Annotated in this window: 16 protein-coding genes and 1 tRNA gene; 5 read left to right on the plus strand and 12 right to left on the minus strand. The window is 61.8% G+C overall.

The features are described 5' to 3' along the window. The first annotated feature begins 92 nt into the window (after positions 1-92). The 4 genes from PJL15_RS06555 (at position 93) to PJL15_RS22695 (ending at position 3,839) form a co-directional block, all read left to right on the plus strand. Positions 93-1,511, plus strand: a complete 1,419-nt coding sequence (locus PJL15_RS06555) for an MFS transporter (RefSeq protein ID WP_281450386.1) — start codon at positions 93-95, stop codon at positions 1,509-1,511. 138 nt (positions 1,512-1,649) lie between these two features. After that, complete coding sequence (locus PJL15_RS06560) at positions 1,650-2,462, plus strand: sugar phosphate isomerase/epimerase family protein (RefSeq protein WP_281450472.1); 813 nt, start codon at positions 1,650-1,652, stop codon at positions 2,460-2,462. A gap of 112 nt (positions 2,463-2,574) precedes the next feature. Continuing rightward, positions 2,575-3,363, plus strand: a complete 789-nt coding sequence (locus PJL15_RS06565; protein WP_281450387.1) for an SDR family NAD(P)-dependent oxidoreductase — start codon at positions 2,575-2,577, stop codon at positions 3,361-3,363. A 233-nt stretch (positions 3,364-3,596) separates the two neighbouring features. Next, complete coding sequence (locus PJL15_RS22695) at positions 3,597-3,839, plus strand: competence protein CoiA family protein (protein WP_432443802.1); 243 nt, start codon at positions 3,597-3,599, stop codon at positions 3,837-3,839. Between the two features lie 545 nt (positions 3,840-4,384). Here PJL15_RS22695 and PJL15_RS06570 read toward each other — a convergent pair. The 9 genes from PJL15_RS06570 to PJL15_RS06610 all read right to left on the minus strand — a co-directional run bounded on the left by PJL15_RS06570 (position 4,385) and on the right by PJL15_RS06610 (position 14,396). Further along, on the minus strand, positions 4,385-5,818 hold the full coding sequence (locus tag PJL15_RS06570) for an MmgE/PrpD family protein (RefSeq protein ID WP_281450388.1): 1,434 nt from the start codon (positions 5,816-5,818) through the stop codon (positions 4,385-4,387). Then, entirely contained in the window at positions 5,815-6,723 is a 909-nt protein-coding gene (locus PJL15_RS06575) for a polysaccharide deacetylase family protein (RefSeq protein ID WP_281450389.1), read from the minus strand. The genes PJL15_RS06570 and PJL15_RS06575 overlap by 4 nt, the downstream gene beginning before the upstream one ends. Next, positions 6,720-7,598 (minus strand): polysaccharide deacetylase family protein, encoded by an 879-nt coding sequence (locus PJL15_RS06580; RefSeq protein WP_281450390.1) that lies wholly within the window; start codon positions 7,596-7,598, stop codon positions 6,720-6,722. Before PJL15_RS06580 ends, PJL15_RS06575 begins: the two co-directional genes overlap by 4 nt. After that, positions 7,595-8,467, minus strand: a complete 873-nt coding sequence (locus tag PJL15_RS06585) for an ABC transporter substrate-binding protein (protein WP_281450391.1) — start codon at positions 8,465-8,467, stop codon at positions 7,595-7,597. Before PJL15_RS06585 ends, PJL15_RS06580 begins: the two co-directional genes overlap by 4 nt. Positions 8,468-8,497: 30 nt before the next feature. Continuing rightward, positions 8,498-9,265 (minus strand): amino acid ABC transporter ATP-binding protein, encoded by a 768-nt coding sequence (locus PJL15_RS06590; RefSeq protein ID WP_281450392.1) that lies wholly within the window; start codon positions 9,263-9,265, stop codon positions 8,498-8,500. Continuing rightward, positions 9,262-10,179: an amino acid ABC transporter permease gene (locus PJL15_RS06595; protein ID WP_281450393.1), complete on the minus strand. Its 918-nt coding sequence runs from the start codon at positions 10,177-10,179 to the stop codon at positions 9,262-9,264. Before PJL15_RS06595 ends, PJL15_RS06590 begins: the two co-directional genes overlap by 4 nt. A 66-nt stretch (positions 10,180-10,245) precedes the next feature. Further along, positions 10,246-11,688 carry an argininosuccinate lyase gene (gene argH / locus PJL15_RS06600; protein ID WP_281450394.1) on the minus strand — a complete coding sequence of 481 codons (1,443 nt, stop codon included), beginning with the start codon at positions 11,686-11,688 and terminating at the stop codon, positions 10,246-10,248. 308 nt (positions 11,689-11,996) lie between these two features. Continuing rightward, positions 11,997-13,073 (minus strand): LacI family DNA-binding transcriptional regulator, encoded by a 1,077-nt coding sequence (locus PJL15_RS06605; RefSeq protein WP_281450395.1) that lies wholly within the window; start codon positions 13,071-13,073, stop codon positions 11,997-11,999. Positions 13,074-14,314: 1,241 nt separating this feature from the next. Next, positions 14,315-14,396 (minus strand) — tRNA-Leu (locus tag PJL15_RS06610). A gap of 198 nt (positions 14,397-14,594) precedes the next feature. On the opposite strand from PJL15_RS06610, the gene PJL15_RS06615 reads away from it, so the two are divergent. Beyond that, the gene (locus PJL15_RS06615) at positions 14,595-15,200 is read left to right on the plus strand and encodes an ANTAR domain-containing response regulator (protein WP_281450396.1); all 606 of its coding nucleotides are present in this window, start codon (positions 14,595-14,597) and stop codon (positions 15,198-15,200) included. Positions 15,201-15,331: 131 nt separating this feature from the next. On the opposite strand, the gene pyk is transcribed toward PJL15_RS06615, so the two are convergent. From pyk to gltB, 3 genes are read right to left on the minus strand one after another with little or no spacing between them, the layout of a single operon-like run. Next, positions 15,332-16,825: a pyruvate kinase gene (pyk, locus tag PJL15_RS06620; RefSeq protein ID WP_281450397.1), complete on the minus strand. Its 1,494-nt coding sequence runs from the start codon at positions 16,823-16,825 to the stop codon at positions 15,332-15,334. A gap of 55 nt (positions 16,826-16,880) precedes the next feature. After that, entirely contained in the window at positions 16,881-18,338 is a 1,458-nt protein-coding gene (locus PJL15_RS06625) for a glutamate synthase subunit beta (protein ID WP_281450398.1), read from the minus strand. Then, the gene (gltB, locus tag PJL15_RS06630; protein WP_281450399.1) at positions 18,331-22,944 is read right to left on the minus strand and encodes a glutamate synthase large subunit; all 4,614 of its coding nucleotides are present in this window, start codon (positions 22,942-22,944) and stop codon (positions 18,331-18,333) included. The genes PJL15_RS06625 and gltB overlap by 8 nt, the downstream gene beginning before the upstream one ends. Positions 22,945-23,184 lie beyond the last annotated feature (240 nt).

Here is a 23,184-nt window from a genome sequence, read left to right on the forward strand (position 1 = left end):
GGACGCACCAACAGGCGGCCCGGCCCCGCACACCAAGTGCCCAGATCCAGCACTATAACCACAGCGCTAAACGTGAAAACATGGAGAGTTCAATGAAGACCTCAAAAGAAGCAGTCGGCAGTCCCGACACTTCGGGGCGTCCCGAAACGTCCAAACATCCGCGCCGCACCCTGAACCTGATTGCAGGCACGATCGGCCACTTCGTTGAGTGGTACGACTGGTACATCTATGGGCTGCTCGCAGCGGTATTCTCGTCGCAAATATTCCCCAGCGACTCCCCGTTCGCCTCCCTGATCGCCGCACTCCTGACATATGCCGTCGGGTTTGTTGTACGGCCTCTTAGCGGCATAATCATCTCGCCACTGGCTGATCGTTTTGGACGGCGGCTCATCCTGACCCTATCCGTCTCAGGGATGGCGCTCGGCTCACTCATCATCGGCCTCACACCATCATTTGCGAACATCGGCTATGCGGCACCCGTCCTCTTCCTGGTTGCCCGCGTCATCCAGGGCATTTCGGCCGGCAGCGAGGGCCAAAGTGCCATCGCGTTCATGGTCGAACACGCTCCAGCGAACAGGCGAGGCCTGTTCGGTTCCTTCACCAACATGGCAAGTGGCCTTGCAACCCTGGCAGCTACCGGCGCCGCAGCAATGGTGACGTCATCGTTCTCCACCGCCGATCTCGCCACATGGGGATGGCGCATCCCCTTCGTTGTGGGCGGCTTTCTCGGCATCGTCGGCCTGATCCTCAGGGCACGGGCTGAAGAAACCCCCGAATTCGAAGCAGAAGCCCTTGTCGACCAGAAGTCCGCTGCGGCGCGTCTGATGGACCTGCTTCGCGAACACCCGAAGGCCCTGCTTCAGGCAGCTGCACTCTCCGCGCCGGCGGTGGCCTACTACACCTGGGCAACCTTCCTTCCCACGTACGCCAAACTCACCAGCGGCCGCGACCTCTCGTCCACACTCGCCGGAAGCGTTATCGGGCTGGCCCTGCTGGTGGTTATCGTGCCGACATGCGGCGCACTCTCTGATCGACTCGGCCGACGCAAAATCTTCCCCATCATCGGCGCCATCGGCATGATCGTTCTCTTCTACCCCTTGCTCCTGCTCCTCAACCAGCCGGGCTTCTGGGTATACGTTCTGGTATCGGCCTCCGGGTGGGTAGTTCTCGGCATCTGGCAGTCGGTCTATCCGACCATCCAGGCCGAACTGTTCCCGGCCTCCGTCCGGGTATCCGGCATCGGCTTCGCGCATCAGATCGTGATTGCCGTCTTTGGTGGAACCGCACCTCTGATCGCGGCCGCATTTGTCGGAGCCGGGCAGCCGATGCTCGTCGCCGTCTACATGATCGTCGTCGTCGCCCTCTGCCTCGTCGTCTACTTCACGCTGCCGGAGACCGGCAACCGCGGCGACCGTTCCACTGTGGCTCTCGCTGACCCGGAGGTACTCGAAGGCGAACAGTTGGTTTCGAGCACGACTTCGATAGTCGATGTCTCCCGGCATTCCAAATAGACGGTCGGCTCGGAGCTGCGGCAGCCTGGCCGCAGCTCGGCCGAAGCTCGGCGGCAGCTCAAAATTTATAGTGCGTTATGAAGGGAAGCTTCTTTCTCCATGGCGCGGAACTGAGAGGACTTCTCCTACGTGAACAGCATGATTATCAATACGTTTTCATATCTTTGGTCAGCGACGGCGATCGATGCGATAGCCGAGCTTGTCGACAACGGCTACAAAACGTTCGAGGTTCCAGTCAGTTCTCCGCACTGCTGGCCGGATGAGGTACCAACCTCCGAACGCACGGCAATCCACGACAGGCTCAGCCGGTACGGTGCGAAAATACGGTCCTTGAACGCTGGCGGATATGACATCAACTTGGCCAGCCCCGGGGCCAGCATGCGCCGCAAAAGTATCGAACACATCAAGTCGGTCATCGACTTGGCTGCCGCTTGGGACGTACCCGAGGTTGTGATTTCTCCCGGCACCCGCCGCCCCATGATCTCCCCCTCGCTCGAAAGCGTCCACGGATGGATGTATGAAAGTCTGGAAAGTCTCATCCCGGTGGCCAAGCAGGCTGGCACACGGTTGCTCTTCGAAAACACCCCGTACTGCTTCACTCCCACCATCCAGGACTTGGCAGGTGTGGTCAGCACGATCAACGACGATTCTGTCAAGATCGTGTACGACGTCGCCAACGCCGCTTACATCGGAGAAGATCCCGTCGCCAGTCTGCGGGAGCATCACCAGGCCATCGGACTGGTGCACATTTCCGACACCGGCTTGGACACTTGGGGCCACGATCCCATCGGCACAGGGGTCATCGACTGGGATGGGCTGGGCGACGCCGTCAAGGACACCTGCGGCGTCGGGAATGTCGTTCTGGAGATCATCCGTGAGGACAATCCGGTCCACGAATTTGCGAAAGCAATGCAGGATCTCAAGAACCACGGGTGGGAACTGGAGAGTTAACTCCTTTCGCCGAAAACCGGGCTTTATCAAGAATTTATTCCTGCATGGAAGAAACCAGCATTGTTGAGATCCACTTTTCAATGAGAAACAACCTGAAAGAGGAGTTTGTGTAATGAGGGCTTTGGTCAGTGGCGGAAGCAGCGGAATCGGCGCAGCAGCATCCCTGAGACTCGCGGAGGCAGCCCTTGCGCGCGGGGAGCAGCCAATGATTGCAGTTTGCGGTCACGAATCAAACAGCAGCCAAGAGCAGGTTGTTCGTTCAATCCAGGCTATGGGAGGCACCGCCATCGCACTGGCCGGTGATCTCGGCGACCCCAACGTGCCAAGCCAGCTGGTCAAAGCTGCAGTTGCAGAATTCGGTGGCCTGGACGCGTTGGTAGCCAATGCCGGAATCGCCAACCCCGGACCCATATGCGACGTCTCCCTTGAAGACTGGGACGCAATGTTTTCCGTCAACCTGCGCGGCTCATGGCTTCTCGCCAAAGCAAGCTACCAGCACCTGAAGGACAGCCACGGCGCCGCCTGCTTCACCTCGTCCATGTCCGGTCAACAACCACACGCGGGATCCGGCGCCTACAGCCCAAGCAAGGCCGCGCTGACAATGTTGGCCCAGACACTGTCATTGGAATGGGCACCCGACGGCATCCGCGTCAACGTAGTCTCCCCCGGCATGACCCACACTCGGATGACCGAAAAAATGTATGAAGATCCCAAAATCAAGAAGGCACGGGAGGAAATTATCCCGCTCGCAAGAATAGGAGATCCGGTGGACATCGCCAACGTGATCGAATTTCTCGTAAGCCCACTATCCGGCTATGTCACCGGTCAAGATATCTGCGTCGATGGCGGCTTCTCTAAGTCCATTCTTAGCCATATCCCCGGACGACCCAGCTCGAAATAGCAGACCTGAAGGCCGGTCATGGGGCCGCAGGGGCTACCTGCGCCCCATGCCTTCAGGGGGCCGAATCGTCTCCAGAACAAGACGGCAGGCAATGAGGTTCCGAACCTTATCCCGCCCAGGCTGGTGACTGACACGGGCTCGCGGGATACCGGCGTTCGCGAGGTGGCCGGCGGCGGAGCTTATTGATGGGCGTTCCAACTTCAATTAGCAATACACGAGGAGGCACCTTGTATATGGCAAAAAGCATATTGGCTGGCACGGAATGGACCGCAACAGAATTTGCCGGGCTTCTTCCGGAAGAGCAGAGAGCAACCCGCCAGGAATTGGCATGCCTTTCTTGTAACGGACGGGCCGTGTTCCGAGCGGGACAGCAGCGTCAGCCGTCGTTCGCAGCCAGACACCGGCAGGACTGCCGATTGGTTTCGAGGCCGTGGAGCGCCTTTAGATTCCTTGCAGAAGCAGGACGACGTACTTAGCGTGCCGTACGCATGGTTCCGCAGATTAATCACGACACTTCGCCGGCCGTTTCGAGCACTGACGGCTTGGACACCATGACGAGTTTGAGCCTAGGCTCGAGCAACCCCTATTTGCCCAGATCAATTCGGCTTCGCTGCTCGGAGGCGCCCCCAGCTCAGGGGCTGCCAAGCAGGTTGTCCCGGACTTCTATCCCTACCGTCAGCGCGTCCGCCCTCCGCAGGGGGCTGCACTCGCAGTTTTTCACTGTCCATGCTGCTAGCTGCTGACCTTACATAGGTGCTCATCACATGCGTGTGCATATCGGCTCTAGACGGAGCCTCTATGGTGATAAGTCAAGCCATGAGTGTCCGGAGTGGGCCGAGCCTGGCGGGCGATGAAGCGTTTGGCTCTCATGAGCGTTGTTAACCGTCGCCGCAGGTTCAGGCCGAGACTGTAGTTTTGTGCAGGAGGCGACCAGCCCCTGCCCGTCCTCCTCCTGCCTCTCATGGGGCACCGGCGCCTACGCCCCGCGCGGGGACAGCAAAGAGTCTGTCAACCCCGAAATTTAGCTCAGCAGCACGGGCTCAGACTCCGCCGCGAGGAGTCCAAGGAGCGGGCTGATGTCCGCTGCGTCGTCCAGGTCCAGCACCAACGATGCGATGGCTGAGGCTGCGTCGCGGGTAAGCCGCGGGGAGGCAAGGGCGGTGAATTTGTTGATGGTTTCCTTGTCGCTGAGCCTGTTGGTCGAAGCTCCTCTAGCGCGGACCGCTTGGATCTCGATTGTGTCGGACTCTGTTCGTACAGACAGCCGTGGTTCAGCGGATCCGCCTTGTTGCTGGGGGTCGACTTCCAGGTGGATGCGGTCCATGAGGTCCAGGACGCGGGGGTTGGTGCGGCTGTGTAGTGCGATCTGGTCCAGCCCTACCTGACCGTGCACGAGGGCCGCGGCAAGGGAGAACTGCATGCTCAGTTGGGTGGAGATCAAGGAGCCGACGTCGGCGTTGCCGCACATATCGGCGATCAGTGAGCTGGTGTGCACAGTGACGCGGTGAACGGAATCTGCTGTGATGCCGTGGTGTGCGCGTAGGTCCAGGATCGCGTCAATGGCCGAATGCGTGCTGCGGCAGGTGGCATGGGGTTTGATGGAGGCTTTTTCAATCTGCCATTCCCGACCGAGGGTTTCGTACAGAGCGGTCTCGTCGATGTCCCCTGGTTGGCCGTAGAGACGAAGGAAACTTCCCCAGGGTGCGGAGAACAGGTCCTTGGGTCCGGTGAACCCTGCCCTGGCCAGAAGTGCGCTATTCAAGCCTGCTTCGGCTGCACGGCCGACGTGCATTCGTTTGGACATAGCCCCATCACCGATGAAAGACCAGGTCCCGCCGGTGAAGGACCCTGCCAAGCCGATCGCTGATGCCAGCTGCGCGGCATCCAAACCGAGGACCACGCCCGCGGCCACGGCCGCGCCGAACGTTCCGCACACACCGGTCGAATGCCAGCCGGCGTTGTTGACGGAGTCATAGCCGCCCAGGGCGTCTTGGACACGCCGAGCGATTTCGTATCCGCTGACGACGGCGTGAAGGAACCGGGCGCCGTCAACCGGCACGGTCTCCTCGCGGGTGCCCGCCTCCCCCGCACGCAGTGCCACTGCGGCGAGAGCAGCGGGTAGCACGACGGCACCGGAGTGGTCGCAGCCGCCGGAATCGTCCAGTTCGAAGGCATGGGCGGCGACACCGTTGACGAATGCTGCTCCCAGTGCGGGCAGCTGCCCCGGGGCGCCCCACAGTGATACTCCTGTCCCCTGGACTGGAATTCCGTAGGCGGTTCCAAGAGCTGCCCGGCTGATGTCTGCTTCGCGAGAGGCTGCCCCTGCAATCCCGGCGCCGAGGGTGTCCAGGATGTGGATCCTTGCCCGGTGCCGGACTTCAGCAGGGATGTCTTCGGGCCTCAACCCGGTAATGAAGTCAGTAAAGCGTTCGGAGGCTGTGGGGTGCTCGGTCATGCGGGGTTACCTTCGCGGGTCAGTGCATGGAATATTTCGGCCGGATGGTCCGGAGTGTTCGGTGAAGCTGTTTGCCGCCACCACTGGGCTACTTCGCTGCCGGTGGCGTGCCAGATGTCCTCGTGGGAGTGGACGTGGTCCATGAAGGCCCGGAGCATGCCGATCCGTCCGGGGGTGGCGATGATCTCCGGATGGAGGGTGAGCACGAAGCAGAGTCCTTCGGCCCGGTAGGCGTCGAATTCGAGAATCCAGTTGCGCAGGACCTCCCTGCTGGAGGCGATGCGGGGGCTGCCGTTGGGGATGGGTGGGTCCAGGTTGAACACGAAGTAGGGGTAGTCGTCCAGTTCGTGGTGGCGGGGAACTTCCACCAATGCGGATGCTGATCCGGCGTGGAAGTGGGGCAGGTCGTCGCCATGCCAGGACGAGGACCAAGTAAACCCCCTGCCGAGCAATTCCTCCGGAAGACTGGCAGCGTAGGATCCGCGTCCGGCCCGGAAACCTACGGGCCGAACCCCCAGCCGCTCTTCGAAGACGTTCTGGGCGCGTCCAATACTGTCCAGTTGTTCAGCCAGGGACTGTGCGCCCATGTCCTCCAGCGCCCAGCCCATATTGCCCAGTTCATGCCCTGCCCGGAGGACAGACTCGACCTGCCCCTGGTAGGTGACGAGGTTCGCGCCGGGAATGAACCAAGTGGCTTTGGTGCCGGTGCGGGCCAGCTCCTTCAGCAGCCGGTCCACGCCGCGGGTTCCCCCGTATTGGCCGACGGACAGGCTTTTGGCGCGGTCGACGGCGTCGGGAGCCGCTGCGAGGACCGATAGTTCGGCTTCAAAGCCGACTGTGACGACGAATGCGGCTTTCTTGTTGTCTGGCCAGCGCCCCTCCAATGCTTCCTGGGGCGTGGTCATGGCGTGGTCTCCTTGTTCAGCTGCTGGGCTTGTTGTCCTGGCTGGTGCCACCACGCGGCGACGTCGCGGCAGGTGCTGAACCACACGGCGTCGGCGTCTTTCATGTGGCCGATCCACCGGTCCAGTAAGGCTGCCCGACCGGGTTTTCCCACTACTTTGGGGTGGAAGATCGTGGACAAGCACAGCCCTTCGGCGTGATAGCCGTCGAATTCCCGTGTCCAGTTGTCCAAGGTGAGTTCGTAGCTGGCAATCCGGTCTCCGCCCGAGGGCCAGTCCGGGCTGGTGGTGTAGGCCAGCGAGGCGTAGTCGTCCATGTCCGACCGTGCCGGGATCTCCACTAGCTGTCCGCCGGGATGGAAGTAGGGACGGTCGTCCCCGCGCATCGAACTTGAGTACTCGAATCCCATATCTGCCAACAGGGCCGGTGTCTCAGGGCGCCAGTCCCCCGACGGCGTCCGGAAGCCGGTGGCCGCGGTACCCAGAACATCATGGAAGATGCTCTGACTCGTCTCGATGACCTGCCGTTGCTGCTCCAGGGTGAGGTCCCAGTACTTTTCGTGCTTGTAACCATGGTGCGCCATTTCATGGCCTTGCTCGATGATGCGCCGGCACTGCTCCGGCCAGGTCTCCACGACCCACGCGGGGGTGAAGAACGTCGCGGGGGTTCCATGGTTTTTCAGTAGCCCGAGGATCCTGTCCAGAGCGCGCCATGGCCCGTAGGCGCCTTGGCTGAAGTATTCGGGCTTGTCCCAGATGGTGCCTTTGAGCATGGCATCACCCGTGGGGCCGTCCAAGTCGAAGGCCAGGGCGACGGTGCTGCGTTTGCCTTCCGGCCACACCGCCGCCCCATCCTTCACTGCTGCGGGATGGTTCACTTGGTTCCGTTGATCTCAGGGGCCATGGCTCCGTAACCTACACCCCACTTGTCGAGGATTTTCTGGTAGTCGCCGCTGTCGATGATCTTGGTGAAGGCGTCCTTGATGGCGTTGGCCAGTTGGGTTTCACCCTTCATGACCAGAATCCCGAAGGGCTTGGCCGGCAGCGGGTCAAGCACGGCGGCGTACTTCCCGGGTTCGGTCTTCTCGAAGTAGGCCAGGTTCTCGCCCCCTTGGGCCGCCAGGTCAACACGCCCCTGGTCGATCTGGAGTCGGGCGGCCGCGCCGGAGTCGGTGGGCAGGATGCCCAGTTCCGGAAGTCCCTTGTCGGTGCACACGGTCTTGCTGAGGGTCTTGACCTGCTCGAAGTAGTCGGTCTTGCCGCTCACGGCCAGCTTCTTACCGCAAATGTCGCTCTGCTTGGTGAATTCCCCGACGCGGGAACCGGCCGTGTAGAGGCTGCCCTTGGACTTGAAGTAGTCCACGAAATCAGCGGTTTTCTGCCGTTCCACGGTGTCAGAGATGCCGGACATGACCATGTCCACACGTCCGGTCTGGACGGAGTTGATCAGCTGGTCGAAGGGGGATTCGACAACTTCGATCTGGACGCCGAGGACTTCGCCAAGTTTCTGCTGCAGGTCGATGTCGACGCCGGCGAGCTTCTTGTCACTGTCCCGGAACTCCATTGGCGGGAAGTCCGGGGACAGGCCGATCCGGAGCTTTCCGGCGTCTTTGATGGCCTGGGGCAGCCCGGCGGTCGTTGCGCCGGGGTCACTGGTGGTTTCGGTGCCGCCCACGCAGGCCGTAAGACCGAAGGCTGCTACGGCGGTGATCGCCGCGACGCGTGCGGCATTTTTGAAGTGCTTCATGATTACTCCAACTTGTTGGGGATGTCGGGTCTAAAAAACGCGGGAGAGGAAGGCTTTGGTGCGGTCATGCTGGGGGTTGCCGAGGACCTCTGCCGGCGGCCCGATCTCGACGATCTCGCCACCGTGCATGAACGCAACACGGTCAGCTACTTCCTTGGCGAAGCCGATCTCATGGGTCACGACGATCATGGTCAGACCTGATTTGGCGAGGTCCTTCATGACGTCCAGCACCTCGCCAACCAGTTCGGGGTCCAGAGCCGAGGTGGGCTCGTCAAAGAGGATCAATTCGGGTTTCATCGCCAGTGCCCGGGCGATGGCGACACGCTGCTGCTGCCCACCGGAGAGTTGCCGGGGGTAGGAGTGTTCGCGGCCTTCCAGGCCCACCCTGGCCAGGAGTTCGGAGGCATGGCGCTTGGCTTCTGCCGTTTTGACCCTGTTGACCAGGACGGGTCCTTCGATGATGTTCTCCAGGACGGTCATGTGGGGGAAGAGGTTGAACCGCTGGAAAACCATTCCGATGGACCGGCGCTGTTTGGCAGCTTCCTTGTCGGAAAGTTCGTAGAGCCGGTCGCCGTCCTGCCGGTAGCCAACCACCTTGTCCCCTACCCAGATGCGGCCGTTGGAGAGTGTTTCGAGGTGGTTGATGCAGCGCAGGAAGGTGCTTTTCCCCGACCCGGAAGCTCCCAGGAGGCAGACGACTTCGCCGCTGTTCACTTCAAGGTTGATGCCTTTGAGGACTTCGATGAGGCCGAAGCTCTTGTGGACGTTTTCGGCGCGGACCAGAACATTGGTGGTCATGACAGTGCTTTCCTGTTGGTGCCGAAGATGCTCTTCAACCGTTGGAAGGGCGTCAGGGGCAGTTGCCGGCTGGAGGATCCCTTGGCGAAGTACCGTTCGAGGTAGAACTGGCCGATACTGAGGACAGAGACCGCGCCGAGGTACCAGACGGCACAGACGATGAGCAGTTCCATGATCCTGTTGTTGACGTAGTAGATGTGTTGGGCTTCGGAGAGGATTTCGCTCACGCCGATCGCGGATGCGAGAGAGGTGGTTTTCAGCATGCCGATGACTTCGTTGCCGACCGGCGGGATGATGACGCGCATCGCTTGGGGCAACACGATCCTGCGCATGGCCTGCAGCCGTGTCATGCCCACGGCTTGGGCCGCTTCGGTCTGACCTTCGTCGACGGAGAGGATGCCGCCGCGGACGACCTCGGAGGTGTAGGCGCCCTGGTTCAGACCGAGGCCGATGGATGCAGCGACGAAGGGTGTCAGCACATCGATCATGCGTCCCGAGTAGAGACCAGGGATGCCGATCACCGGGAAGATGAGGGCCAGGTTGAACCACATCAGCAGTTGCAAGTAGACCGGAGTTCCCCTGAAAACCCAGATATATAGCCAGGCCACCCCGGAGACGACGGGGTTCTTGGACAGGCGCATCACCGCACTGACGACGCCCAGGATCAACCCGAGTGCCATCGCGACTGCGGTCAGGAGCAACGCGACACCGATGCCTTGGATCAGGACGGGGACCGTAAGGTATTCCTGGACTGTGGGCCAGTCAATTTTGGCGCGGGAGAAAGAGACGCCCAGCCATACGAGGAGAAGGACCACGGCGGCTGCACCGACCCACCGCCCTATGTGCCGCCGGGGGACGATTTTCAAGTCGACCGATGCAGCGCCGGTGACGTTCGGCTCTGTTTGAGTGTTCATGGCTTTTTCCTGATCGTGGAGGGTATCTGCTGCGCCGCGTGAATCTGCGCTTGTTGGGCCCATGGTTCAGCCCGCGTGGTGTGACCTGACCCGCAGGCCGTTGTAGTCCGCTGCCCAGCTCTTGATTTGGTCCAGCTTTGCCCGGAGCCGGATCAGCTGCTCGGCTACGCGTGTTGGTGAGGTGCCGCCGAACCCGGAGTGGGCTTCGAGGGCGGCTTCGAGGGTGAGGACTTCCCGGATGTCAGGGGTCAGACGGCGATCGACCGACGCTAGTTGCTCATCGCTGAGGTCGTCGTAGTCCAGGCCACGGGATTCGCAGAAGCGAACCAAGGCTCCGGAGATGTCGTGGGCTTCGCTGAAGGGGATGCCTTGGCGGGCCAGCCAATCGGCGACTTCCGTGGCCAGGGTGTAGCCGGCTGTGGCCTGGCGGCGGACTTCCTCGACGTTGACCGTGAACGTTCGGACGAGGCCGCTGAGGGCGGGAAGGGCGACTTCGAGCGTATCGACGGCGTCCAGGACAGCATTTTTGTCTTCGGCCAGGTCCCTGTTGTAGGCCAAGGGCAGAGATTTGACCGCAGCCATCAGCCCCACCAGGTCACCGAGGACGCGTCCAGCCTTGCCTCGTGCCAGCTCGGCGATGTCGGGGTTCTTCTTCTGCGGCATGATCGAGCTGCCGGTGCAGTAGGCATCATCCATCGTGATCCAGCGGAACTGCTGCGAGGCCCAGGAAATGATCTCTTCGCACAGCCGGGAGATGTCGATAAGGGTCAGGGAGCAGACGAAAAGGAATTCAATGGCAGCGTCGCGGCTGCCGACGGCGTCGATCGAGTTTTCCGCGCTGGTCTCGTAGCCTTGGTCCCGCGCTGCGAGTTCCGGGTTGAGCGCGAATGTCGACCCGGCCAGGGCCGCAGCGCCGAGCGGTGATACCGCTGCCCGGCGGTCCCAATCCTGGAAGCGTTCAAGGTCCCGGATCAACGGCTGCGCGTGGGCCAGGATCTGATGGCCAAAGACCACCGGTTGTGCGGACTGAAGGTGGGTGAACCCGGGAACGGGCGTGTGCAGGTGCTGGTCGGCCTGGCTGGCCAATGCCTGGGTCAACTCGATGAGGAGCTCACTGACAGTGCGGACCTTGTCCCGCATGTAGAGGCGAAGGTCGTTCGCGGCCTGGTCATTGCGTGAGCGGCCTGCGCGGATTTTTCCGCCGGTGGCACCCATGCGTTCGATGAGGAGGCGCTCCAGGAAGGTGTGGACATCTTCGTCCGCTTCCTGGGGTGCGACGCGGTCCTCTTGAATGTCGCGGGCGAGGGCGTCGATGGTGTCCAGGAAGATGACCAGCTCGGCGTCGTCAATGAGTCCGGATCGGTTCAGTTCCCTCACGTGCGCCCGGGACCCGTGCAGGTCGTATGGTGCCATCCGGAAATAGCGGGGATCGGACCGCGAGAAGCGGCTCAGTTCCGGGCTGGACGTGCCGGCGAAGCGGCCGCCCCACAACTTGGTCTGTTCTTTCATGCGTACTGCTCCTAGCTGGGAAGTCTGTGCTTGTTGGGTGATCCATGTCACTCACGCAACGAAAGTATTTCCGGGGTAAACACTAATTGTCAATAGTTTCAGCGTCGTTACAGGCAGATTACGTTTAGTGAGACACCGGTATCTTGTGCAATTTCTTAATGGTATGAGACACCGGTATCTTGGGCAATTGTTTTTCGAAGATGACGACCATGCCGGGACCGCCGTACCCGTCGTGGCGCGCGCATCCGCCCAAACGAAACAGGGCCCGCAGCCTGATGGCTGCGGGCCCTGAAGAACAGGAGAGGCTTCTATGCGCTGTGGCCGACTCGGGCTCCTGCGAGGTCCGCGACCGAGGCACGTTGAATGAAGGTTGCCGGCAACAAATGGTCCCGTGCCTCCGGGCCAGAGCCATCAATGCGTCCCAGCAGGACTTCGGCAGCCTTCATCCCCATCTCATAGGCAGGATTGGAGATCGCGGTGACTTCGGGATGGCTGACGGTCATCCACTCCGTGTCATCCAGACACAGCAAAGAGATATCATCTGGCACACTCATCCCCGCGGCGTGGATGGCCTGGAATGCCGGGAGGGCGATCCGACTGTAGGAAGCGATGATGGCACTGGGCCTGTCCTGGCGGCGCATCAGCCCGGCCACGATTTCCTGGGTCCTTTGCGGCGACATGGCCCCTGAAATGAACTCATAGCCCACCCCGGCAGCCAAGGCCGCTTCCCGCACGGCGCGCACCCTGTCCGCAATGGTCGAAATGGGAAGCGGGTGTCCTGCTTCAAGTTCCTCGGGAGTCTTGGTGGTGGCCGAGAGAAACGCGATATTTCTGTGACCCTTGCCGATGAGATACTCCATGACAGTCTTGGCATCGGTGTAGCAATCAGTTCCTACCCAGTCGGCGTCCACGTTGTCCGGGCGCCGGTCAAAGAGCACCAGGGGCCGACCCATGCCCACGACGTCCAACAAGTGCCCCGAATCGCTCCGGCTCGTTGATGCCACGATCAAACCGTCCACTCGCTTGTCCAGAAACACCTGGACTGCCGCACGCTCCGCCTCGACGTTCTCATCCGTATTGGCCAGGATGACATCAAAACCCGCGGCCTTCGCTGTATCCGTCATTCCGCGCACAGCCCGGGCGAAATGAGGATTCTCGATATCGCTGACCACTACGCCGATGGTGTGGGAGCGGCCCGAGCTGACGCTCCTGGCCAGCGCGTTGCCGCGATAGCCCAACGCTTCCGCCGCCGCGGACACCATTGACTGGAGCTCCGGACTGACCGAACCATACTTGCCAAGAGCCCGCGCGGCAGTGGAACGCGAAACCCCCGCCAAGCGGGCCACGTCCATCAAAGTAGCGGTGCCGTACCGTCGTAATTCCATTACTAGAACTTACAACAGAATTTCGCCAAATGCGGCCAATCGGACGCGCCCATTGACACCGGTTTCCTGGAAGAATGAGCACCCACGTTTAGGGCCTCGTTGCTCCTGACGTGCCGAGTAACACGAATCACGCTTACGCGGACCCGTCCACAGAACTGTTCAGTTCTTTCGCGCGTACGATTCTCGGTCTTAGGGAAAGCCAGGCACCACTCATCGCCGCCGCGGCAAGGAGACGAAGTCGAGGTGAGGCCCACGGCAGGCTGTGCCGACAAGAGAATGCCAGCCGCATGTTAGCGAACATCGGGGTGTCCGGGATCGTCTGTGCGAGAGCCAGGCACTCAACCTCGTGGACCTCGAAGCACAACAGATAAGACGGATCTCCACCTCCCCCCGTCCAGCGAAACGGGAAGTCACACCGACCGGAACTTCCAAGGGAGTGTGTCAGTTTCTTGAGACCGGGACATCCCCATTGGGACACTCCCCTGAGGATCTAATGATGCAACGTCGGAATGATCAATGAACGAGATACGTAGACTACAACGCGATACATGGGCAGTTATCGGCAAACTGGTCGGTTTCGACGTGCCCGCTGCGACAGGCGTGTGAACTCCAAATGCTCGGGTACCTTGGCAGGGACCGCAATCCGCGCCGGACGCTCCCCGATTTAGTCGTAGTTACGCGTCGACGACGCCAAAGCGGCCTCCCCAAAGCACCCGGGCGCCCGTGGCGGCTGGACTCTCACGCCGCTGCGGCCCTGCAGATGGTGCGCTTGGGAACGGGCGCCATGTCGTTCGGGCCCTTACAAGCGATGAGTGGATTGTAGGCCGACCAAGTGGAAGGAAGCGGCCGTGGCCTTGCTCAATAAAGAGGATTTAAGTGTGGACAATGTCCACACCCCCTTTGGACTTACAAAGCTCTCCTTAGTCAAGGCTCCTAGCTTCACGAACGAGCCGAAACCAAGAACTTTAACGCAGGATCTCGAAGTCATGTTGCGCTCAGTCCCCCTACCCATGAAGAGGTGTAGGCCAACCACGACCCACCGAACGAACCAGGAAAGGACCGCATAGCCCCAGTTCACGGCAAGCGGAGGGCCCACCAGCCAGGACCCTGCGCCCGCTCCCCCGCAACGAAACAGGCGACCCGCGGCGCCAGGCACACCACGCGGACAGTGTCAGAGGGACCTGACCAACCGGAATGTGCACACATTAAAGCAAAACCCCCTCTGACGAGGGGGTATGCCGTGCCCGAGGTGGGACTCGAACCCACACACCTTTCGATACCGCATTTTGAGTGCGGCGCGTCTGCCAATTCCGCCACTCGGGCGCGGATTACCGGGAAGTTAATTCTCGCTGACCGCTCTCATTCCTGTGAGCAACGCGATCCTTTCCCAGCACGCGAAACTACTCTACATGCAGATAGGCTGATTCAAAGAACCGGACGCGCGAGTGCAACAAAATCATGCTCCGCAACGGTCCACACTAAGATGGACATGAACCCGCCGAACCTTTTCAAGGAGATCCCGTGACCGAACAGACGGAGTCCACGTCTACAACCCAGCCGGCCCGACGCGTTGTCGTGGCCGAGGATGAAACCCTCATCCGCTTGGACATTATCGAGATCCTGAAGGGCGAGGGGTACGACGTCGTAGGCGAGGCTGACAACGGCGAAAAGGCCGTGCAGTTGGCCGAAGAACTCAAGCCTGACCTGGTACTCATGGATGTCAAGATGCCCGTCATGGATGGCATCTCAGCGGCAGAGAAGATCGTCAAGGCCCGCATTGCTCCCGTTGTCCTGCTGACCGCGTTCAGCCAGAAGGAACTGGTGGAGCGCGCACGCGACGCCGGTGCCATGGCCTACGTCGTCAAGCCGTTCTCCCCCGCCGACCTGATCCCCGCCATCGAGATCGCCCTGTCGCGCCACGAGGAGATCAAGGCCCTGGAGAACGAGGTTTCCGACCTCCAGGAGCAGTTCGCCACGCGCAAGCTTGTAGAACGCGCCAAGAGCCTCCTGACCACCAAGATGGGCCTGACGGAGCCGGAAGCTTTCCGCTGGATCCAGAAGACCTCAATGGATCGTCGCCTCAGCATGCGTGAGGTTGCCGAAACCATCATCAACCAGGTCAACTAAAACCAAGCAACAAACCCAGTACGACGCCGGCCGGTTACCTCACGCGAGGTGACCGGCCGGCGTCGTAACTCACCAAGAAACAAGAATGAGGGCCCCGCCACAAGGCGGGGCCCTCATTCAAACCGAAGAACTTAGCTCTTGGTCTTGGACTTCTTTTCCGGCCACGGGCCGACGGGTTCCTTGCGGGATCCGTCATCGACCTTGGACGTGTCGGCGAGGTCGCCAACCTTGTGAACCTTCAGGGAGTTCGTGGAACCGGCCTGTCCTGGAGGGGAACCGGCTGCGATGACAACCAGGTCGCCTTCCTCCACGAGATCCATTTGCAGCAGGCTCTTGTCCACCTGCGCGGTCATTTCGTCGGTGTGGCCCACGGAGGGAACCAGAACCGGCTGGATACCCCAGGTGAGGGCCAGCTGGTTCCAGACGTGCTCAACGGGTGTGAAAGCGAAGACCGGCTTGACTGGGCGAAGACGTGACAGGCGTCGTGCCGAGTCACCGGACTGGGTGAAAGTACAGATGTACTTGGCGTCCAGCTGGTCGGCGATTTCGACAGCGGCACGGGTGATGGCGCCACCGCGGGTCCTGGGCTTGGTGCCCAGCGGGGGGACGCGCTCGAGGCCATGTACTTCGGTGGATTCGATGATCCGGGCCATGACCTTGACGGTTTCGATCGGGTACTGGCCAACGGAGGTTTCACCGGACAGCATGACTGCGTCGGCGCCGTCGAGCACTGCGTTGGCGCAGTCCGAAGCCTCGGCGCGCGTCGGACGCGGGTTGTCGATCATGGATTCGAGGACCTGGGTGGCCACGATGACCGGCTTGGCCCAGCGGCGTGCCAGTTCGATGGCGCGCTTCTGGACGATCGGGACCTCTTCGAGCGGCAGTTCCACACCGAGGTCGCCACGGGCCACCATGATGGCGTCGAACGCGTCGATGATTTCGTGGAGCTGCTCCACTGCCTGCGGCTTTTCGATCTTGGCGATCACGGGCACGCGGCGGCCTTCTTCGTCCATGATCTCGTGGACGCGCTTGATGTCGGAGGCATCACGCACGAAGGAGAGGGCGATGAGGTCGGCGCCACGCTTGAGTGCCCAGCGGAGGTCGTCTTCGTCTTTTTCGCTCAAGGCGGGGACGTTGACGGCAACACCGGGCAGGTTGATGCCCTTGTTGTTGGAGACCTTGCCGCCAACTGTCACAGTCGCAACAACCTTGACGTCGTCAACCTCGACGGCGCGCAGCGCCACCTTGCCGTCGTCGATCAACAGGGCATCGCCCACGTTGACGTCTTCGGTCAGGCTCTTAAGGGTGGTGGAGCAGATGTCCTTGGTACCGGGGACATCTTCGGTGGTGATGGTGAAGGTGTCGCCAACAGCCAGCTCGTGCGGGCCGTCGACGAAGCGGCCGAGGCGGATTTTGGGTCCCTGGAGGTCGGCCATGATGGCTACGGGCTTGCCGAGCTGGGCTGCAGCCTTGCGGACATTCTCGTAGGTGTTGTCGTGCACGGAGTAGTCGCCGTGGCTCATGTTCATGCGAGCAACGTCGACGCCGGCCTCCAGCACCGCGAGGGTGTTGTCGAAGCTGGAGATAGCCGGGCCGAAAGTTGCCACAATTTTCGCGCGTCTCATATACCTACCCTAAGTAGTTCATGCTGATTGAGTAAAAGATCAGTTCCTGCCGGCGCTATAAGACCGCTATTGCCCGGTCGGTGGGGGCGACCGGTGCCGGGAGAATGGTGCTTCCCATCAGGAACTTGTCCACTGCGGCCGCACATGCACGGCCTTCCGCAATGGCCCACACAATCAGTGACTGGCCACGTCCGGCATCGCCGGCAACAAACACTCCCTCTGTGTTTGTCATGTAGTAGCCGTCGCGGGCTACGTTGCCCCGACCGTCGAATTCTGCACTGACCTGCTCCGTGATCCCTGCCGGCTCAGCGCCGGTGAAGCCGAGGCTCAGGAACACGAGGTCCGCTGGAATAATTCGCTCTGTACCTGCCTTGGGCAGGCGCTTGCCGTCCACAAACTCTGTTTCGGCAACCTTGACGCCGGTGAGCTTGCCGTTCTCCCCCACGAACTCGACGGTGGACGCAAGGTATGTGCGTTCGCCGCCTTCTTCATGCGCACTGGCCATCTCGAACAGCGTCGGGAACGTCGGCCACGGCTGGTGGGCTGCGCGTTCCGACGGCGGCTGCTTGCCGATCGCGAGCGTGGTCACCGAAGCTGCCTGGTGACGGTGGGCAGTTCCGATGCAGTCGGCACCGGTGTCGCCACCACCAAGGATGACAACGTGCTTGCCGCGGGCGTCGATGTGGTTTTCAGGAGTTTCGCCTGCAACCACACGGTTGGCCGGGACCAGGTAATCCATGGCGAAGTGCACGCCTTCAAGCTCGCGACCCGGGATGGGCAGGTCGCGCGGGACGGTGGCCCCGGTGGCGACTACGACAGCGTCGTAACGCCGACGCAGTTGCTCCCACGTGACATCGGTTCCCACAGCGACGCCGGTCCGGAAGCGGGTGCCTTCGGCCTTCATCTGCTCGAGGCGGCGGTCAACCTGTTCCTTCTCCATCTTGAAGTCGGGGATGCCGTAGCGGAGCAAGCCGCCAATCTTGTCATCGCGCTCGTAAACGGCGACGGTGTGGCCAACCCGGGTGAGCTGCTGCGCCACGGCCAAACCGGCAGGACCGGAACCAACCACGGCAACAGTCTTGCCGGTGAGGCGCGTCGGCGGAAGCGGTTGTACCCAGTCGTTGTCGAACGCCTGGTCGATGATGGAGACCTCAACCTGCTTGATGGTCACAGCAGGCTGGTTGATACCCAGCACACAGGAAGCTTCACACGGCGCCGGGCACAACCGGCCCGTGAACTCGGGGAAGTTGTTCGTAGCGTGAAGCCGCTCGATGGCTTCTTCACCCTTGTCCCGCCAGACGAGGTCGTTCCACTCGGGAATGAGGTTGCCCAACGGGCAGCCCTGGTGGCAGAACGGAACGCCGCAGTCCATGCAGCGGCCAGCCTGGCTCTTCAGGACACCTTTTTCCTGCGCTTCATACACTTCTTTCCAGTCCATGATGCGGACGGGAACGGGACGGCGTGGCTGCGTCTCGCGCTGCCGGACTTTCAGAAATCCGCGTGGATCAGCCACCGGTTACCTCCAGGATTCGAGACCATACTTCTTCGCCGTCGGGGTCCAGGCCCTCTTCGATGGCGTCGAGACGGGTTTGCAGGACTGCGGCGTAGTCGCGCGGCAGTACTTTGGTGATGCGGGCGGCGGTGTCGTCGAAGTTCTCGAGCAGACGGCCGGCCAGGACGGATTCGGTTTCCTCAAGGTGCTTGGTGAGGAGGCCGTGGACAATATCGCGGTCCTCGGCGTCGAGCTCCAGGAGCTGGAGTTCACCGGTATCGAGGGCCATCTTGTTCACGCGCTCGGGCTGCAGGTCCAGCACATAGGCTGTGCCCCCGGACATGCCGGCGCCGAAGTTGCGGCCGGTGCGGCCGATGATCAGCGTCTGGCCACCGGTCATGTACTCACAACCGTGATCGCCAATACCTTCGACGACGGCCGTGGCACCGGAGTTGCGGACCAGGAAGCGTTCGCCAACCTGCCCACGCAGGAACATCTCGCCACTGGTTGCCCCGTAACCGATCACGTTGCCGGCAATGACATTGCGCTCTGCCTGGAAGACGTTGGTGCGGTCCGGGCGGACGATGATGCGACCACCCGAGAGGCCCTTGCCGACGTAATCGTTGGAGTCGCCAAACATGCGCAGCGTAATGCCCGCGGGAAGGAAGGCGCCAAGCGACTGGCCGGCGGTTCCGTTCAACGTGATGTCGATCGTGTCCGTTGCCAGTACATCGGTACCGAACGTCTTGGTCACCACGTGGCCGAGCATCGTGCCCACGGAACGGTCCGTGTTGATGACGTCCAGGGTGATCTTGACGGGCATGCGGTCGCTGAGCGCTTCCTGGGCCATGGTGATCAGGCGCTGGTCGAAGTGCTTGTCCAGTTCGTGGTTCTGGCCGGTCATGTTGCGCAGCGGCACGTCGTCGTCGAACTCGAGCCCATGCAGGATCGGATCAAGGTCCAGCCCTTCGGCCTTCCAGTGGTCGATCGCCTCACGGGTGTCCAGGACCTCGGCATGTCCGATTGCCTCTTCAAGGCTGCGGAAACCGAGCTCGGCGAGGATCTCGCGGACTTCTTCTGCAAGGAACTCGAAGAAGTTGACCACGAACTCAGGCTTGCCGTTGAACCGTGAGCGAAGCTCAGGGTTCTGCGTCGCAACGCCCACCGGGCAGGTGTCCAGGTGGCAAACGCGCATCATGATGCAGCCGGAAACCACCAGCGGGGCAGTCGCGAAACCATACTCCTCGCCACCCAACAGGGCAGCAATGACTACGTCGCGGCCGGTCTTGAGCTGGCCATCAACCTGGACCACCACGCGGTCGCGCAGGCCATTGAGCATGAGCGTCTGCTGGGTCTCGGCAAGGCCGAGTTCCCACGGCACGCCCGCGTGCTTGAGCGAGTTCAGCGGCGAGGCGCCGGTTCCGCCGTCGTGACCTGACACAAGTACGACGTCGGCCTTCGCCTTGGTGACGCCGGACGCCACGGTGCCGATCCCGACTTCCGAAACCAACTTCACGTGTACCCGGGCCGAAGGATTGGCGCGCTTGGCATCGTAGATGAGCTGCGCGAGGTCTTCGATCGAGTAGATGTCGTGGTGCGGGGGCGGGGAGATCAAACCTACGCCGGGGGTCGAGTGACGGGTCCGGGCCACCCAAGGGTAGACCTTCTGCGCCATCAGCTGGCCACCTTCGCCGGGCTTGGCGCCCTGTGCCATCTTGATCTGGATGTCGTCGGCGTTGGTGAGGTAGAGGCTGGTGACACCAAAACGGCCGGAAGCGATCTGCTTGATGGCAGAGCGGCGCTCCGGATCCAGCAGGCGGTCCACGTCCTCGCCACCTTCACCGGTGTTGGACTTGGCGCCCAGACGGTTCATGGCGATGGCAAGTGTTTCGTGCGCTTCCTTGGAGATGGAGCCGTAGCTCATAGCACCGGTGGAGAAACGCTTGACGATGCTCGAAACCGGCTCCACTTCCTCCAGCGGAACAGCCGGACGCACGCCGTCCTTGAACTTGAGGAGCCCACGCAGGGTCATCAGGTTCTCGGACTGGTCATCAACGCCCTTGGTGTAGGACTTGAAGATGTCGTAGCGGCGTTCGCGTGTGGCGTGCTGCAGACGGAACACCGTCTCCGGGTTGAAGAGGTGCGGTTCGCCGTCGCGGCGCCACTGGTACTCGCCACCGCCGAGCAGCGGCTGGTGCGGGTGCTCGATGCCGCCTTCCGGGTACGCCATCTGATGGCGTGCGGAAACCTCGGCAGCGATCACGTCCAAGCCAACGCCACCCAGCTGGGAGTGCGTACCGGAGAAGAATTCGTCGACGAGCTCCTGGGACAGGCCCAATGCCTCGAAGGTCTGGGCGCCCGTGTAGGAAGCCACGGTGGAGATACCCATCTTGGACATGATCTTCAGGACACCCTTGCCCAGGCCCTTGATGAGGTTGTAGACGCCGTCTTCGGCAGTCACGCCCGTCACGTCGCCGTTGGAGATCAGTTGTTCCACCGATTCCATGGCCAGGTACGGGTTCACAGCGGAGGCGCCGTAACCAATGAGCACGGCCACGTGGTGCGTCTCGCGGACGTCGCCGGCCTCGACCACCAGGGCAGTCTTGGTGCGGTTGGCACTGCGGAGCAGGTGGTGGTGCACGGCACTGACCAGCAGCAGCGAAGGAATCGGTGCCCACTGGGCGTTCGAGTCGCGGTCGGACAGCACCACGTACTGCACGCCACGGTTGATCGCACCGGAAACCTGCTCGCAGATCTCCGTCAGGCGCGCACGAAGTGCCGCTTCCCCGCCCTCGGGGCGGTAAAGGCCACGGACCTTCATCGCGATGCGGTCGCCGTCGGGGGTTTCAATGTTCGCGATCTTGGCGAGCTGGTCGTTGTTGATCACGGGGAACGGCAGCGAAATCTGCGGCTGGCGGACCTGCTTGCCATCCAACAGGTTGCCGTTGGGGCCGATGGCGCACTTCAGGGAGGTAACCAGCTCTTCGCGGATAGCATCCAGCGGCGGGTTGGTGACCTGGGCGAATGACTGCACAAAGTAGTCGAACAGCAGACGCGGCCGCTTGGAGAGCACAGCCACGGGAGTGTCGGAACCCATGGCGCCCAGGGGCTCGGCGCCGGTGCGGGCCATCGGCCCAAGCAGGATCTTCAGCTCTTCGGTGGTGTAGCCGAAGGTCCGCTGGCGGATGTTCACCGATGCCGCCGTGTGGAGCACGTGCTCACGCTCGGGCAGTTCGTTGATGTCGATCAGGTTGTCCTTGAGCCACTCGGCCCACGGGTTGGCCGCAGCTACCTCGGCCTTGACCTCGGCATCGTCAATGATGCGGCCGGCTTCGGTATCAACCAGGAACATCTTGCCGGGGGCAACGCGGCCCTTCTTGACCACGTTGGAAGGCTCAACTTCAATGACGCCAACCTCGGAGGCGAAGATGATCAGGCCATCTTCTGTGATCCAGTACCGTCCGGGGCGCAGGCCGTTGCGGTCCAGTGTTGCGCCGACGAGGCTGCCGTCGGTGAAGGACACTGCAGCAGGACCATCCCACGGCTCCATCAGGAGGGAGTGGTACTCGTAGAAGGCGCGGCGTGCCGGATCCATGGTGGCGTGGTTCTCCCACGCCTCCGGGATCATCATCATGATGGAGTGCGTGATGGGACGGCCGGACAGCCACAGGAGCTCGGCAACCTCATCGAAGGACGCGGAGTCGGAAGCACCCGGGGTGCAGATCGGGTACAGCTCCTCCGGGACCGAACCGAGCAAGGGGCTCGCCAGCTGTGACTGGCGTGCACGCATCCAGTTCCGGTTGCCCTTGACCGTGTTGATCTCACCGTTGTGTGCGATGGTGCGGAAAGGCTGCGCCAGGGGCCACGACGGGAACGTGTTGGTGGAGAAGCGTGAGTGGACAATGGCGAGCTTGGTCTTGAAACGCTTGTCCGAAAGGTCGGGGTAGAACGGCTCCAGCTGGGCCGTGGTCAGCATGCCCTTGTACACGATGGTGCGCGAGGACAGCGACGGGAAGTACACGCCGAACTTGTTCTGGGCGCGCTTGCGGATCCGCCAGGCACGGGAGTCCAGCTCGTTGTGCTCAAGCTGCTCGCCGCTGGCCGAGGCAAAGAACGGCTGGGAGAAGTAGGGCATACAAGCCCGCGCCATGGCTCCGACGAGATCCGCGACAACAGGAACTTCACGCCAGCCAAGGACGGTCAAGCCCTCATCAGCGGCAAGTGCCTCAATGCCGGCCTTCGCCGTTGCAGCTTCCCGGGCTTCTGCCGGCAGGAACGCGGTACCAACCACGTACTGGCCGGGCGCCGGCAGTTCGAATTCTGTGACGGCCCGGAAGAACTCGTCAGGTACCTGCATCAGCAGGCCCGCGCCGTCGCCGGTTCCTTCGTCGGCGCCCACGGCGCCGCGGTGTTCGAGATTGCGGAGGGCGGTCAGTGCCGCTTCCACGATGTCGTATCCCGGTTCCCCGCGGAGCGTGGCGATAATGGCCAGGCCGCAGGCGTCCTTCTCCTTATCAGGGTTGTAAAGACCCTGGGCCTCCGGGAGCGCAGCAAAGCGCTTGAACGGAGACATGGCACCCTGCGGTTCGATGTTTTCGGACCAACCGGGGTTATGAAGATGGGTCATGGGAGACGTCCTTCCTCGAGATCGTGCGTATGGAAGGGACAACGTTGGCCCCACCTTGCCTGCCCTGTGACGGGCACAACAAAGCGCTAGTTATTGGAATTGTAGGCCAGTCGATCCAGCGCAACGAACAGTTACGCAGACCTCTGGCCCCGGCTTGACCAGTGAACATCGGTATGCTGCGATCCGGTTTCCGGGGTGCCACGACGCTGTGGACTGGGCCCTACGAGCGGTGACTCTGTT

Origin of the sequence: Paenarthrobacter nitroguajacolicus (assembly GCF_029952445.1) — a bacterium.
Classification (GTDB): domain Bacteria; phylum Actinomycetota; class Actinomycetes; order Actinomycetales; family Micrococcaceae; genus Arthrobacter; species Arthrobacter nitroguajacolicus_B.